The organism is Flavobacterium aureirubrum (assembly GCF_038739835.1).
Lineage (GTDB): Bacteria > Bacteroidota > Bacteroidia > Flavobacteriales > Flavobacteriaceae > Flavobacterium > Flavobacterium aureirubrum.
The window spans coordinates 263,179-277,844 of sequence record NZ_JBCGDO010000001.1; the positions used below are offsets into that span (position 1 = coordinate 263,179).

Consider the following 14,666-nt stretch of genomic DNA (forward strand, 5'->3'; position numbering starts at 1 on the left):
TACTTTTGTTAAAAAAATAATTAATTATGGGACTATTAAGCATGTTAGGATTAGGAAGTAAATCAGAAAGCATTCAGGATTTTGTAAAAAAAGGTGCTGTTATCATTGACGTAAGAACCACAGGAGAATTTCAAGGTGGTCATATCAAAGGTTCAAAAAACATTCCACTAAATACTATCGGCAATCAAATTGACACTATAAAAAAAGCAAACAAGCCAGTAATCGTTTGTTGTGCCAGCGGGATGCGAAGTGCTCAAGCGGCTTCTATTTTGAAATCAAATGGTATTGAAGTAATCAATGGTGGTGGATGGCAAGGTTTAGCAAGTAAATTGTAAAAAATAGTAATCCCAAAAGCTTACTGTAAAAGTGCTATTTAACGAATTGTATTGGATTTCTATGTTTTAATCAAGTAAGTATATAGATTGATTAATTTTCAAAATCTAACGTATTCTTTTGTACGTAATTTTATTCATCTTACTTTTCAACTCTCTAGATGGCTTATAATTTATTTTGGCACCTTTGATATTCGATTTTCCTATAGCGTCTGCAGTTGCTGCCGGAGTACCCAACAAATTCAGTTGAAAGGTACCTAAACTATCTATTCTAACAATTTTTCCATCAGATAATGCTTCACCAATAACCTCGCTCAAAGCCATTATTACACCATAGCAATCGGGACGACTAATAGTACATCTACTTGAAATAATTTTGGCCAAATTATTAAGATTAACCTCGCCTTTACTAACAGCGCATGGATAATAATTAACTTCTGGTGGCGACACTAAACTGTTCTTCTTAGGGATCATTTTAAATTGTACAGACATATAAATAAAGTTATTAGGGTTACATTTTCTACTAGTCTTTACAAATATATAAAAAGATATACATCTTTTAACTAAAAGAAGTACATCTTTATAATGAAAGTCCTATATCTTTTTACTAAAAGCAGTACATCTTTTATTAAGTTCATCATTACAATTGTATTTTAGTTAACGGACTAAAAGAAAAAGAGCTATAACGAGCTATAAAGAGAAGTAATAATTTAAAATTGAATATGAAAAAACTTCTCCTGTAATTTGATAATCTTACTGTTTAGTGATTGCAAAAATAATTTATGAGAGGTAGTTTCCGAATTAAAAGGTCGATGAGCTAGTCCTTTTTGAATAGTCTCGACTTCATTCATAATCGAATGACTTTCGGTAGAAATAGTAGTTTCAGTAAAGCACTGCCAGATATAATTAATTGCCGTCTGGTTTGGATGTAACATATCTTCCGCATAAAAACGATAGTCTCGCAGTTCGTCCATCATGATTTCGTAGGAAGGAAAGTAATCAGTGTTCAGTTTCCAGTGTTCAGCATTCAGCAAAAACTGTAACGAAGTAATTAAATGTGCTTTACTTCTTTGGTTTTCTACAAAACCATCTTTGATGTGTCGCACAGGTGAAACGGTAAAAATAAAATGACAATTGGGATTAATTTTTTGAACTAAATCAATTGTACTTTGAATGGATTGCTGAATTGTTTCTACTGAGAGAATTTCTTTGTCAAATAGACTCTGAGGCATTTTATGACAATTGGCCACAACTTCTTGAGCAGATTTCAATCGGTAAACCCAAGCGGTTCCGTAAGTAATTATGGTATGTGTGGCTTCAATTAACTGATTATGGACTTGTTGCGTTACTTGATTTAAAATTTTTAAGAATTCCTCTTTATTTGGATTTGATAATTCAGAATGTACTTCATAGCAATGCCAAAGTTCGTTGTGAAAGAAAATATCTTGTTCGGTAAAGGGCTTTTGGTTTACAACTCTTTCCAAAAGCTTTTCAATAGAAACTGGATTAAAGATAATTCCAAACGGATTGACGGTATTCTGAAATTTGAAGTACGCCAACTTTTCCCCCATATTTTCTGCAAAACAGGAGCCTAATAACACTATCTTGGATTGATAATTAATAGGCTTTTTTGAAAATGCTATGGGAACTTTGGTAGTAAACTGCATCGCTTTTTTATTTATAAACAAATATATGGCATTCTATTTAAAAATTGAAAACCCTTTCCTTGACAGTGGAAAGGGTTTTCGGGAAATAGTGTTTGATTTTTATTTATTTGAAATATTGAAAACTATACTGATAAGATCCATTTGAACGCATGGTGGAAAACATTTCAACTGGATAATTGTTTGAGTTATAATTTATGGTAAATGCCACTTGACTGTCCATAACACCCGAAGTTAGGTAGGTGTTTTGCTGAATCATGTTGTGCTCATAACCAAATAAACCATTTGCAATAAATGCATACAATTTGATAGCGTCTAAACCTGTCACATTCCGCATCGGATGATTTGCTGTATCATAACTGTAAATTACGCTTGATGAAAATGAATTTGAAAAAAAGTCTTTTTGACTTACCTCGCCATTTTGGAAATAAAATTTTTCTGAAGTATCAGAAATTGTATTTTGAGCGTCGACGGTTCCGCTAAATCCTGTAGCAGTAACGCTTCCATCTGAGTTGTAGGCGTAAACCGTTCTAAAACCATAATTTAGGCTTGGTTCTACTTTTACAACTTGAGTTAATCTCTTGTTGACATCATAGGTAAAAACCGTAGTCGTTGTATTTTGATTTAAAGCATTAAAACGTTTGATTTGAGTAATTAAGTCACCAGTGTAAAAGTATTTATCATAACCACTTCCATCTGTCTGCGCTTCAATTTCAAAAGCCACTTTTGTCAATTTTGTCCCATTGTAAGAAAATGTATGAACGGATTGCTGACCCAAACTAACTCCTGTTACTTTACTTAATAAAACTACATTTGGTCCATCATTGTCGCTAGAACAAGACGTAACTGTTAGCATAAAAAGGAAAACAGGTAATAAAAGAAAGAAAACTTTTCTCATTATAGCATTTTAGGTTTATAGTGCAGATTTACTGGGGTGTATTTCTTAACAATCCAAAAGTAAACCACTACTGCTTAACGCAAAAAAAATTTCGATATTTGGTCAATAAATCTGTTATTCGGCAAATTTTGAACGCTTTTGAACCGTTTGTCGATACAAAAAATCCCCTTAATCGATAGATTAAAGGGATTTATAAAGGCTTTAAAAAAAGTTATTTTATAAAATCAAGTGCTCTTTCTAGCGACTCTTTAATTCCGGCAACATTCTTCCCTTTACCAGAAGCAAAGAACGGTTGTCCTCCACCATTCCCGTCGATGTATTTTCCTAGTTCACGAATTATATTTCCGGCATTTAATCCTTTTTCTGCAACTAATTCTTTCGAAATATAGCAATGAATATTGGGCGTGTTATCTTCAACAGAAGCTAAAAAGACGAAGGCATTTGGTTTAGAAGTACCAATCGCATGAGCCAAATCTTTCGTCGCACTCATTGACAAATCTACTCGTTTAGCCAAAAAGTGAATTCCATTTACATCCTGAAAATCGGCTACAAAAGCATTTTTCAATCCTTCTACTTTTTCTTTCACCAACTGTTCAATCTGCTTTTTAAATTTCGCATTATCATCTTGCAATGAAGCAACCGATTTTAAAACATCTTGCGGATTTTTCAAAGCTGCTGCGATTTCTGCCAAAATACTTTCTTGATTTTTGTAGAAATTTTTCACCGCGTCACCAGTAATGGCTTCGATACGACGAATTCCTGCGGCAATGGCGCTTTCAGAAATGATTTTGAAATGCCAAATATCTGCTGTGTTTTTTACGTGAATTCCTCCGCAAAGTTCTTTGCTTTCGCCAAATTCAATCATGCGCACATTATCGCCATATTTTTCCCCAAACAAGGCCATTGCGCCTTTATCTAAAGCTTCTTTAATTGGAATATTTCTGTGTTCTATTAATTGCAATTGCGCTTCGATTTGAGCATTAACACTTGCTTCTACTTGACGCAATTCTTCATCAGAAACTTTAGAAAAATGTGAAAAGTCGAAACGCAAATAATTTGGATTCACCAACGAACCTTTTTGCTCCACATGTGTTCCTAAAATAGTCCTCAAAGCCAAATGCATCAAATGTGTAGCCGAATGATTTTTAGAAGTCGATGTTCTTAAATCGGTGTTTACTTTGGCCACAAAACTCGCTTCGATATTTTCTGGAAGTTGTTTTGCAAAATGCAATATTAAGTTGTTTTCTTTTTTCGTATCAATAATATCAATGGCTTCGTTAGCAGAAATCAACGTTCCTTTGTCACCCACTTGTCCGCCACCTTCTGGATAAAAAGGTGTGTTGTCTAAAACGATTTGGTATAAAATTCCATCTTTTTTAGAATCTACTTTACGAATACGAGTGATTTTAACTTCGTTTTCGGCTTGGTCATAACCAACAAATGTTTCTACATTTCCTGGAATTAAAACCGACCAATCTTCGGTTGAAACTTCTGAAGCTGCGCGTGAACGGGCTTTTTGTTTTTGCAATTCTGCTTCAAAATCGGCTTCGTTATAGGTATATCCTTTTTCTTTTAGAATTAACGCTGTTAAATCTTTTGGAAATCCGAAGGTATCGTATAATTCAAAAACTTTGGCACCCGAAACTTCTTTTCCTGATGTTTCGGCAACCACTTTATCCAACAATTGTAACCCTTGATCTAATGTTCTCAAAAACGAAGCTTCTTCTTCACGTATTACGTTGGTAACCAATTGTTGTTGCGATTTAATTTCCGGGAAAAATTCGCCCATTTGGTTTGCTAAAACTTCCACCAATTTATTGATAAAAGGTTCTTTGGTGTTCAAAAATGTAAATCCATAACGAATGGCGCGACGTAAAATTCTGCGAATTACATAACCCGCACCAGTATTGGATGGTAATTGTCCGTCAGCAATTGCAAAGGCAACGGCACGAACATGGTCAACAATTACACGAATGGCAATGTTAGTTTTCTCCTCGACTGCGCTCGGAGTGACAGTATTATCTAAATATTTATATCCTGTAATTTGCTCTACTTTTTCAATTAAAGGTGTAAAAACATCGGTGTCATAATTGGAAGTTACATTTTGCATTGCCATACACAACCGCTCAAAACCCATTCCGGTATCAACGTGCTGCGCCGGTAATTTTTCTAAACTTCCATCAGCTTTTCGGTTGAATTCCATGAAAACATTGTTCCAAATTTCCACCACTTGTGGATGATCGGCATTGACTAAACTTCTTCCTGAAACTGCAACTCTTTCAGCCTCGGTTCTTAAATCGATATGAATTTCGGAACACGGACCACACGGACCTTGATCGCCCATTTCCCAAAAGTTGTCTTTTTTATTTCCTAAAATAATTCTATCCTCGGGAACATACTTTTTCCAAATATCGAATGCTTCTTGGTCAAACGGCACATTTTCGGCAGGATTTCCTTCAAAAACTGAAACGTATAACCGGTCTTTGTCTAACTTCAAGACTTCGGTTAGAAATTCCCAAGCCCAATCTAGAGCTTCTTTCTTAAAATAATCACCAAACGACCAGTTTCCCAACATTTCAAACATAGTATGATGATAGGTATCAAAACCTACATCTTCTAAATCGTTGTGTTTTCCTGAAACACGAAGACATTTTTGGGTATCGGCTATTCTAGGACTTTTTGGGGTTCCGTTTCCTAAAAAATATTCTTTGAATTGTGCCATTCCAGAGTTGTTAAACATCAAGGTTGGATCGTCTTTGAGCACGATTGGCGCCGATGGGACGATTAAATGTCCTTTTGATTCAAAGAAATTGAGATAGGCTTTACGAATGTCTTGTGATTTCATTGTTTACTAGTTTCAGGTTTAAAGTTTCAAGTTTATAATTGAAAACTGATGTTTTAAAAAAATGGTTTGTCGTTTAGCCCTGATTGAAGCAAGTATCCTTTTTGTCTTTGGATAGACCGCTATTATACTGCGCTCGATGTGACAAAAAGATACTGCGAAAAGCAGGAATATGGTTTATTGAAAATGCCCAAACGCTTTGCTCCTTCAAACGATTTACGAAAGAATTTGAAACAAGTTCAGATTAAATTGAAACATTTGTTAAATTTGTTCGTATAACCATTGTTTTTAAAACTCGAACAAAAATAGTATAAATTAAAAGATGGCGAAAAAAGTAAAGTATTATTTCGATACCGAAAGTTTGGCTTACCGAAAAATAAAACCTAAACTCTCTAAAAAAGTGGGTTATGTTGCTTTGTTCTTGCTTTCATCTGGATTGTTTGGTTTTTTGTGTTTTGTGGCGTTGTTAAACACATCCTATCTTGAAACGCCGAAGGACAGATTGCAGGCGCGCGAAATTGAAACCATGAAATTGCGATATGCTATTTTGAATAAAAAAATAGAGGAAGTCGAAGTAGTTTTAGCCGAAGTTGAGGATAGAGATAATAGTATTTATAGAGCTTATTTTAACACTTCGCCTATTCCAGCAGAACAGCGAAAAGCAGGTTTTGGTGGCGTAAATCGATATAAAGAACTGGAAGGATTTGATAATTCAGAATTGGTGATTAATACTTCCAAACGTGTTGATATTGTATCGAAACAGTTAGCTATTCAGTCGAAATCGCTGGATGAAATATTGAAATTAGCGAAGGATAAAAACAAATTATTGGCTGCTATTCCTGCTATTCAACCCGTAAAAAATGAGCAGTTGAAACGGATGGCTTCGGGTTTTGGTTATCGGAGTGATCCGTTTACTAAAGCTAGAAAAATGCATCAAGGCATGGATTTTACAGCACCAACTGGAACGCCCATTTTTGCAACAGGCGATGGCGTAGTTAAACGAGCGGATAACACTGTTTCTGGCTATGGAAATCATATTGTTATTCAACACGGCTATGGCTATGAAACGCTTTATGGTCATTTGAGCAAATACAAATGTAGACCAGGACAACGGGTGAAACGTGGCGATATAATTGGTTATGTTGGTAGCACAGGTCGAAGTGAAGCGCCACATTTGCATTATGAAGTGCATAAAGATGGAAAGCCTGTTAATCCTATTAATTTTTATTATGGAAATATTTCGGCTGCTGAATACATCGTTATTTCAAAAATGGCAAATCAGGAAAATCAGTCGTTGGACTAGAGTGTGCAGTTTTCAGTCACAGTTAACAGTTTTTAAAAAGCAACAACTATGCAGATAGAATTAACAGAAGGAAAAAGATATTACAGCATTGGCGAAGTGGCCAAAGCATTTGATGTAAATGCATCGCTAATTCGTTTTTGGGACAAAGAGTTTGATATTTTAAAACCGAAGAAAAACGCAAAAGGCAATCGAATGTTTACACCCGAAGATGTGAAAAATCTGCAATTGATTTATCACTTGGTTAAAGAACGTGGATTTACGCTTGAAGGCGCAAAAACGCATTTGAAAGAAGGTCAGAAAAAGACGTTAGATAAATTTGAAATCATCAATAAATTAGAAGCAGTAAAAGCACAACTGACTGCTATAAAAAATCAGTTGTAACAATCAAGCAAACTTAAAAACTAATAATAAACTTTAAATTGAACAAAAATGGATTTTAAAAAATTTTTACCTTGGATTATTGGAATTGGATTAATCTTAATCGTTGCTTTTTGGGTAATTGGTATTAATAATACTGGTTTGAAAAAAAATCAAGCCGTAAATAAAGAATGGGGGAATGTAGAAACAACTTACCAAAGAAGAAATGACTTAATTGGCAACTTAGTAAACACTGTAAAAGGTGCTGCTGATTTTGAAAAAAGCACATTGACTGCTGTTATTGAAGCCAGAGCAAAAGCAACTTCTATAACTGTTGACCCAACCAATGTAACTCCAGAACAATTAGCTGCTTTTAATTCGGCTCAATCGGGAGTTTCTTCTTCATTATCGAAGTTGTTAGTATCTGTTGAGCGTTATCCTGAATTAAAGGCAAATCAAAATTTTCTAGATTTACAAAGAGAATTGGCTAGTACTGAAAACCAAATTTTAACAGCGAGAACCCGCTTTAATGAGGCTGTACAAGATTATAATAGCTATGTTTTGGCAATCCCCCAAAGCTGGTTTCTAAGCTACCCTGAGAAGCCTTTCTTTAAATCTGTAGATGGCGCAAACAAACCTGTTGAAGTAAAATTCTAGTATAAAGCGATGTCAAAAGTAGAAAATTTTCTTACCCAAGAAGAAGAACAAGAAATTGTTGAAGCTATTCGCGTGGCTGAAAAAAATACTTCTGGCGAAATTAGAATACATATAGAAAAAGAGACTTCCCTTGCCACGTTTGATCGAGCAAAGGAAGTCTTCCATTTATTAAAAATGGATGAAACCGAATTGAAGAATGGGGTTTTGATTTATTTGGCAGTTACCAATCATGCATTTGTAATTTGTGGTGATAAAGGTATAAACGACGCTGTACCCGCTGATTTTTGGGACTGCACACGTGATGTTATGGTCAACCATTTTAAAGAAGGAAACTACAAGCAAGGACTCATTGATGGTGTTTTACGAGCTAGTGAACAACTTCAAAAATACTTTCCATATGAAGATGGTGACACCAACGAACTTTCAAACGAAATATCAAAAGGATAAATTATGAAGTACGAAGTACAAATTACGAAGTACAAAGGAATATTGAAACTCCTTTTGGTTTTTGCACTATTCAATTTTTTGCCTGCTTTTTCCCAATTTACTATTCCGGAAATTCCAAAACAGCAAACTTCAGTTTATGATTATGCCAGTGTATTGAGTTCCCAAGAAAAAAAACAATTAGAAGAAAAACTAATACGCTATTCAGATAGTACTTCAACACAAATTGTTGTTGCAACAATTTTGAACCTAAAAGGCGAAAGTATTGATGTAGTTTCTACAAATTGGGCACAAAAATGGGGAATTGGTGATGCCGAAAAAGACAATGGTGTTTTCATACTAGTTTCAAAAGAAGACAGAAAAATTAGTATTCGTCCAGGATACGGATTAGAAGACAAACTTATTGCTGCAACTTGCGGACAAATTATCGATTATGAAATTGTTCCTGAATTTAAGGCGGGCAGTTATTATAAAGGTTTAGACAAAGGTGTTGACGCAATCATCAATGTTATAAAAGGAAAATATAAAGCTGAACCAAAAAAGAATAAAAAAGATGGTAAATTCCCAATCATCCCGTTAATAGTTATTTTTATTGTAATTATAATTATCATTGCCAATAGCAAGAAAAATGGCGGTGGCAACTCTGGAAACAGAGGTGGCGGAATGGATTTAGCCGATATTATCCTTTTGAGCAGTCTTGGTCGTGGATTTGGTTCCTCTGGTGGTGGTGGATTTGGCGGCGGTTCTTCTGGTGGCGGTGGATTCGGTGGCGGATTTGGCGGTGGTGGATTTTCTGGTGGTGGTGCAAGTGGAAGTTGGTAAAATTAATAAGTGTATTTGTGATAAAGTATCTATTTTGTATAAAATTGTTTTTGTTTGGAGTTGCATCTTTTTGTCAAGAAATAGATTTTGAAAAAGATGTTATTTACTATACTGATTTAATAAAAACTGATCCATCAGCTAATAATTATTATTTTAGAGGTTATACCAAGTACAACCTTAAAGATTATGAAGGCGCATTGGAGGATTATGATAAAGCAATCGAATTAAATCCTGATAAATTTGAAGCCTATTTTAGTAGAGGAATTCTCAAAGAAAAACTTAAAGACTACACAAATTCCATTGAAGATTACACAAAATGTATTTCTTTAAATGACAAATCATCCAAAGCCTATTTCAACAGAGCTTATACAAAATCTCTAATTGAGGATTATAAAGGTGCGATAGAAGATTATTCAAAATGCATTGTTTTGAGCCCTGATAATTCTGTAGCCTACTTTAATCGAGCAATACTTTATAAAATCTCATCAAAATTTGAACTTGCCATTAATGATTTCGATAGTGCAATTAAAATTAAGACTAATTTTATTGACGCTTATCAGAACAGAGCGGTTTTAAGAGCTCAATTAAAAAACAAAGATGCTATTCTTGATTTTAACAAAGTGATTGAACTAAATCCAGAAAATGGTGAAAGTTATTACAACAGAGCTGTTTATTGCATCAACTTCAAAATAGAAGGTGATTATTGCAAAGACTTGAAGAAAGCTTTCCAGTTGAATTACTACCCTGCTATGGAAATTTTAAGTAACAAGTGTAGTAAATCAAAGTAAAGATAAGTATTTCATTTCAATCCTCTTTTTATTCCATAAACATCATATTGTCATTCTTCTTTTTCCCAGCAAACTTTTCCATTTTATAGGTTAAAGAAAACATGACATAACGCTGTAAAACAATATTTTCAGCATCGATAATAGCCGTCGGTGTTATGGTTCGAGTGTTGTTCAAATTTTGATTTAAAACATCATACACTTTCACTTTTGCTAACAATTGGTCTTTAAAAAAGTTATAACCCAAACTCACATTCCATAAATAAAAATCTTTCTGAAAACCATCAGCAATATTGGAATTATAGGTATATCCAAAATCGGAACCAATTACAAATTTCTTCGGAAAATAAGAGGTAATTTCGAGCTTGGCATTGTGTAAAAAATTAATGGCATTATCAATGACATAATTCTTAAAGTCGGTTTTAAAATAAGTATAGCGATAACTTGGCGCAATGGTGATTAACTCATCAATACTCCAGGTTAGATTTACTCTAGGATTGAGTTGTAAGCCACGAGACTCAAACAAAACGGCATTTGTCAATCCTTGTTCAAAGCTATAGTTCACATTTATTCCTGAACTAAAACTTAATGTACGTTTTTCTTTTTTGAACGATTTATTCCAATTCACTCCAAAATAGGAATTATGTGTCACATCTACATTTTGAAAGGTAGTGGTAGCTTTAAAATTTGCATCAAACACGGTGGAAGAAACCACTGCATTATTACTCAAATTAAAACCTGAAAAGATATAATATCCCGAGCGAGATTGATAATCATAATTATTGAAACTAAAGTAAAGATTGTGTCTTTGAGTGGGCTTTAACTCGTCATTTCCAATTAAAGTGCTCAACGGATTGGACAGATTTTCTACTGGTAAAACTTGGTTGGCTTGTGGTAATTCTACGCCATAATCATAAAAAGAATAAATCGATTTCGATTTTCCGATAGTATGACTGATGTATCCTTTTACTCTTGGAAAAACATAATTTTTATTTCTATCGGTATTTACGCCTAAATAGTTTGAATTGGCATTAAAAGTGATGAATTCGGGACCAAAATTGATTCGTCCATTAGTTTTTGATTTACTCAAAATTAAACCTGTCGATGGGAAAAAAGTAGTAGCTCGTGAACCAGTAGTATTAGACTGAAAATCGTTAAAATCGTCATATTCATTTGTTCCTAAATTAAAATCAAATGTAGCCAACTGGTCAGTCACTTTTCGAATGGTAACCTCTGAAGTCAAACTTAATCGCAGTGAATCGGTTAAGGGTTCACCAAATCGAGCTTCAAGTTTCACAAAATTATTGGTTCCGGTATTCAACTGATTTTGATTTCTGATATCGTCTGGCGTAGCATCAGCAAAAAGCGTAGCCGAATTAGTATTTAAAAAGTTATCGTTTTTTGTAATCTTCGATTCTAAATTTAACGAAAGTCCGCGGTTTTTCTTTTTAAATCTTTTGCTGTAACTGGCATCTATTTCAAAATTTGAATTTTCATTATCGCTAAAATCAGTATTCACACTTCTATTTAATTCTTCAAAAAGCTCATTTGTGGTAATTTGATTGCGCGATGATCTATTTTTTGTAATGCTATTTTGAAAACGAGGATTAAAATATATCGTTGATAACGAGTCTATCTTTACTTCAAAATCCAAATTTAAATTATGCCCGTTGCTAGTATTCAATGTATTTGCGGTAGAGTTTGTGAAGGTTTTTCCTTGAGGCAGTAGATTTATGCGCTCCGTTCTATTCACATTTTCAGTTTCGGCATTAGTAAAATAATAGCTGCCACTTTGGTCAAATTTTTTAAAAAATTTATCTTGATAATTAACTCCTATCAAATTAGAACGCGTAATTCCGCGATTGCCGCCACCAAACGACATATTGTTAATGCCGAAAGAACCCGAGTCATCATCAACATAGATAGAAGTATTTCGACCACCACCCATATTGTCAAAAATTTCATCCATCGAAAAACCTATCGAATTAATATTGTTAGAAGAAGCCAAAACACTAATTTTCTGTTCTCCTTTAAAATAATTGAGCAATAAACTCGACTCGTATCGATCTTGCGAACCATATCCACCCATTATTTTTCCGAAAAACCCTTTGTTTTTATCTTCTTGGATAGTCAAATTAATGGTTTTTTCTTCTGAACCAGCAGCATCGCCTGATATTTCTTCGGCTTTAGTTTTTGTATCAACTACTTGCACTTTCTCTATGATTTCCGCAGGAAGATTTTGAGTAGCAATTTTTCCATCTTTCCCAAAAAATGGTTTTCCATTGACAAGTATATTGTTTACTTCTTTACCGTTCACGGTGATTTTTCCTTCGGGCGTTATTTCTACACCTGGCAATTGTTTCAGCAAAGCTTCCACATTAGCATCGGCACCAACTTTGAAAGAGGATGCATTGAACTCGAGCGTATCTTTTTTAATTCGAATAGGCGGAATTTCCGATTTAATGACAACCTCTTTCAATTCGTTAGTCATTTCTTTCAGTTCCAATGTGCCAAAATCTTTATCCGCCGAAAAATCATCTACTAGAATAATATAATCTTGATAACTGATGTATGAAATTTTAAGATTAACGGGATTGCTGTTTTTCCTAACTTTTATGGAAAACATTCCTAGTTTATTGGTGATAGTGTAATCTACAACCGAAGAATCTTTAACCGAAGTTAGATAAACAGTGGCAGATTCGATAGGTAATTTGGTAGTTGGGTCGACAATTTTTCCTTTCAAATTGACGGAGTTTTGAGAAAAAAGAAAAGAACTACAAAATAATAGGCAAACAACAGTTAAACATCTTGGCATAAAATAAATAATAAAAAGTGTATAATTTGATTGAAATTCAAAAGTAAGAACGTGTTTTTTCTGACATTATTACTTTGTTATTAAAATAATATTTTGTTTAACATTATTTTAAAATGACTAAACATTATCTTTGAAAAAAATTAATGTTATGAAATACATCATTTTTACTACCGTGTTTTTAGTGCTTTATATTGTTTTATGTCAGTTTGCCGCAAACTATGCCTTGCTGATGTCACTTTTTATTGCAGGAAACGGATTGATTATCCTTACTGTCTACAAAACCTTGACAGAAAAGTATACTACCAAAAAAGTTTTTAACGATTGGTACGAAGACAATCCGAAGAAAAACAAGTAGTTTACTTTTATTTTTCTCTGATATAAATGTCGATTGGAACACCCGAAAAATCCCAGTTTTCGCGAATTTTATTTTCTAGAAAACGTTTGTAGGGTTCTTTCACGTACTGTGGTAAATTGGCAAAAAACACAAACTGAGGTGTTGGTGTGGGTAATTGCATGCAGTATTTAATTTTCACATACTTACCTTTTAATGCTGGCGGTGGATAGGCTTCAATTAATTTCAACATAAAATCATTGAATTTTGAAGTTGAAATTCGTTGTTTTCTATTTTCAAAAACTTTTACCGTTTCTTCTAATGCTTTTAATAAACGTTGTTTAGTCAATGTGGATATAAAAATAATGGGCACGTCAGTAAAAGGTTGCAACTCTTCGCGAATTTTATTCTCGTAGTCGCGTGTTGACATGGTATCTTTTTCGACTAAATCCCATTTGTTGACTAAAATAATTACTCCTTTTCTATTTTTTTCGGCAAGCCAAAAGATACTTTGATCTTGACCTTCAAAACCACGCGTCGCATCAATCAATAAAATACAAACATCTGAATGTTCAATCGCACGAACGGAACGCATCACCGAATAAAATTCTAAATCTTCTTTTACCTTCGCTTTTCTCCGAATTCCAGCTGTATCTACAAGATTAAATTCAAACCCAAAACGATTGTATCTTGTATCAATAGAATCGCGTGTTGTTCCAGCAATATCGGTAACAATATATCTATCTTCACCAATCAAGGCATTGATAAAAGATGATTTTCCTGCGTTTGGACGACCCACAACACAAAATCTTGGTAACGCTTCTTCTTCCTCTGATGTTTCTGGAAGTTCAGGTAACACTTCTACCAATTTATCTAAAAGTTCTCCCGTTCCGCTACCGCTAATACTGGCGATAGTAAAATATTCTCCTAATCCTAAATTATAAAACTCGATGGCGTCTTTTTCTCGCATCGAATTGTCTACTTTATTAACTGCCAAAAGTATTGGCTTGGTCACTTTTCTTAAAAGCTTTGCCACTTCAGCATCCATCGGAGTAATTCCTTCTTCTACATCTACTACAAAAATGATCGCATCGGCTTCATCAATTGCTAATTCAACTTGACGACGAATTTCAGCTTCAAAAACATCATCCGAACCTTTGATGTAACCACCAGTGTCAATCACAGAAAATTCCTTTCCGTTCCATTCGCTCTTTCCATAATTTCTATCACGAGTAACACCACTAACCGAGTCAACAATCGCTTCTCTTCTTTTGATTAATCGATTAAAAAAAGTTGATTTTCCAACGTTTGGTCTTCCTACTATGGCTACAATATTATTCATGATATTTTTAAAATAAGGTGCAAAGGTACTATTAAAGAACACAATATCAATTTTTTTATTAACTTAGTATAGTT

At 34.0% G+C, this 14,666-nt stretch carries 14 protein-coding genes; 8 read left to right on the forward strand and 6 right to left on the reverse strand.

The features are described 5' to 3' along the window. The first annotated feature begins 26 nt into the window (after positions 1-26). Complete coding sequence (locus WFZ85_RS01160) at positions 27-335, forward strand: rhodanese-like domain-containing protein (RefSeq protein WP_342694449.1); 309 nt, start codon at positions 27-29, stop codon at positions 333-335. Between the two features lie 105 nt (positions 336-440). On the opposite strand, the gene WFZ85_RS01165 is transcribed toward WFZ85_RS01160, so the two are convergent. The 4 genes from WFZ85_RS01165 to alaS all read right to left on the reverse strand — a co-directional run bounded on the left by WFZ85_RS01165 (position 441) and on the right by alaS (position 5,739). Further along, entirely contained in the window at positions 441-824 is a 384-nt protein-coding gene (locus WFZ85_RS01165; protein ID WP_342694450.1) for an HU family DNA-binding protein, read from the reverse strand. Between the two features lie 218 nt (positions 825-1,042). Then, positions 1,043-1,999 (reverse strand): GSCFA domain-containing protein, encoded by a 957-nt coding sequence (locus tag WFZ85_RS01170; RefSeq protein ID WP_342694451.1) that lies wholly within the window; start codon positions 1,997-1,999, stop codon positions 1,043-1,045. A 103-nt stretch (positions 2,000-2,102) separates the two neighbouring features. Continuing rightward, a complete protein-coding gene (locus tag WFZ85_RS01175) occupies positions 2,103-2,894 on the reverse strand; it encodes a hypothetical protein (protein ID WP_342694452.1) in 792 nt (263 codons plus the stop codon). 211 nt (positions 2,895-3,105) lie between these two features. After that, positions 3,106-5,739 carry an alanine--tRNA ligase gene (gene alaS / locus WFZ85_RS01180; RefSeq protein WP_342694453.1) on the reverse strand — a complete coding sequence of 878 codons (2,634 nt, stop codon included), beginning with the start codon at positions 5,737-5,739 and terminating at the stop codon, positions 3,106-3,108. Between the two features lie 319 nt (positions 5,740-6,058). On the opposite strand from alaS, the gene WFZ85_RS01185 reads away from it, so the two are divergent. The 6 genes from WFZ85_RS01185 to WFZ85_RS01210 are packed head-to-tail and all read left to right on the forward strand — an operon-like array spanning position 6,059 to position 10,107. Continuing rightward, positions 6,059-7,039, forward strand: coding sequence for a M23 family metallopeptidase (locus WFZ85_RS01185; protein WP_342694454.1), 981 nt, complete (start codon positions 6,059-6,061; stop codon positions 7,037-7,039). Between the two features lie 48 nt (positions 7,040-7,087). Further along, on the forward strand, positions 7,088-7,420 hold the full coding sequence (locus tag WFZ85_RS01190) for a MerR family transcriptional regulator (RefSeq protein WP_342694455.1): 333 nt from the start codon (positions 7,088-7,090) through the stop codon (positions 7,418-7,420). 48 nt (positions 7,421-7,468) lie between these two features. Next, the gene (locus tag WFZ85_RS01195) at positions 7,469-8,053 is read left to right on the forward strand and encodes a LemA family protein (protein ID WP_342694456.1); all 585 of its coding nucleotides are present in this window, start codon (positions 7,469-7,471) and stop codon (positions 8,051-8,053) included. A gap of 9 nt (positions 8,054-8,062) precedes the next feature. Continuing rightward, positions 8,063-8,500, forward strand: a complete 438-nt coding sequence (locus WFZ85_RS01200; protein ID WP_342694457.1) for a TPM domain-containing protein — start codon at positions 8,063-8,065, stop codon at positions 8,498-8,500. A gap of 3 nt (positions 8,501-8,503) precedes the next feature. Next, positions 8,504-9,319 (forward strand): TPM domain-containing protein, encoded by an 816-nt coding sequence (locus WFZ85_RS01205; protein ID WP_342694458.1) that lies wholly within the window; start codon positions 8,504-8,506, stop codon positions 9,317-9,319. Between the two features lie 50 nt (positions 9,320-9,369). Next, a complete protein-coding gene (locus WFZ85_RS01210; protein ID WP_342694459.1) occupies positions 9,370-10,107 on the forward strand; it encodes a tetratricopeptide repeat protein in 738 nt (245 codons plus the stop codon). 28 nt (positions 10,108-10,135) lie between these two features. On the opposite strand, the gene WFZ85_RS01215 is transcribed toward WFZ85_RS01210, so the two are convergent. Further along, positions 10,136-12,847 (reverse strand): outer membrane beta-barrel protein, encoded by a 2,712-nt coding sequence (locus WFZ85_RS01215; RefSeq protein ID WP_342694460.1) that lies wholly within the window; start codon positions 12,845-12,847, stop codon positions 10,136-10,138. A gap of 220 nt (positions 12,848-13,067) precedes the next feature. Here WFZ85_RS01215 and WFZ85_RS01220 point away from each other — a divergent pair, with 220 nt between their 5' ends. After that, the gene (locus WFZ85_RS01220; RefSeq protein ID WP_342694461.1) at positions 13,068-13,274 is read left to right on the forward strand and encodes a hypothetical protein; all 207 of its coding nucleotides are present in this window, start codon (positions 13,068-13,070) and stop codon (positions 13,272-13,274) included. 7 nt (positions 13,275-13,281) lie between these two features. Here WFZ85_RS01220 and der read toward each other — a convergent pair whose 3' ends face one another. Continuing rightward, positions 13,282-14,592 carry a ribosome biogenesis GTPase Der gene (der, locus tag WFZ85_RS01225; protein ID WP_342694462.1) on the reverse strand — a complete coding sequence of 437 codons (1,311 nt, stop codon included), beginning with the start codon at positions 14,590-14,592 and terminating at the stop codon, positions 13,282-13,284. Between the last annotated feature and the right edge of the window lie 74 nt (positions 14,593-14,666).

Excerpts from the sequence above, each read along its gene's own strand:
- WFZ85_RS01220 (WP_342694461.1), top strand. The coding sequence starts at position 13,068 with ATGAAATACATCATTTTTACTACCGTGTTTTTAGTGCTTTATATTGTT.
- WFZ85_RS01185 (WP_342694454.1), top strand. The coding sequence starts at position 6,059 with ATGGCGAAAAAAGTAAAGTATTATTTCGATACCGAAAGTTTGGCTTAC.
- der (WP_342694462.1), bottom strand. The coding sequence starts at position 14,592 with ATGAATAATATTGTAGCCATAGTAGGAAGACCAAACGTTGGAAAATCA.
- WFZ85_RS01175 (WP_342694452.1), bottom strand. The coding sequence starts at position 2,894 with ATGAGAAAAGTTTTCTTTCTTTTATTACCTGTTTTCCTTTTTATGCTA.
- WFZ85_RS01190 (WP_342694455.1), top strand. The coding sequence starts at position 7,088 with ATGCAGATAGAATTAACAGAAGGAAAAAGATATTACAGCATTGGCGAA.
- WFZ85_RS01170 (WP_342694451.1), bottom strand. The coding sequence starts at position 1,999 with ATGCAGTTTACTACCAAAGTTCCCATAGCATTTTCAAAAAAGCCTATT.
- alaS (WP_342694453.1), bottom strand. The coding sequence starts at position 5,739 with ATGAAATCACAAGACATTCGTAAAGCCTATCTCAATTTCTTTGAATCA.
- WFZ85_RS01165 (WP_342694450.1), bottom strand. The coding sequence starts at position 824 with ATGTCTGTACAATTTAAAATGATCCCTAAGAAGAACAGTTTAGTGTCG.
- WFZ85_RS01160 (WP_342694449.1), top strand. The coding sequence starts at position 27 with ATGGGACTATTAAGCATGTTAGGATTAGGAAGTAAATCAGAAAGCATT.
- WFZ85_RS01205 (WP_342694458.1), top strand. The coding sequence starts at position 8,504 with ATGAAGTACGAAGTACAAATTACGAAGTACAAAGGAATATTGAAACTC.
- WFZ85_RS01195 (WP_342694456.1), top strand. The coding sequence starts at position 7,469 with ATGGATTTTAAAAAATTTTTACCTTGGATTATTGGAATTGGATTAATC.
- WFZ85_RS01200 (WP_342694457.1), top strand. The coding sequence starts at position 8,063 with ATGTCAAAAGTAGAAAATTTTCTTACCCAAGAAGAAGAACAAGAAATT.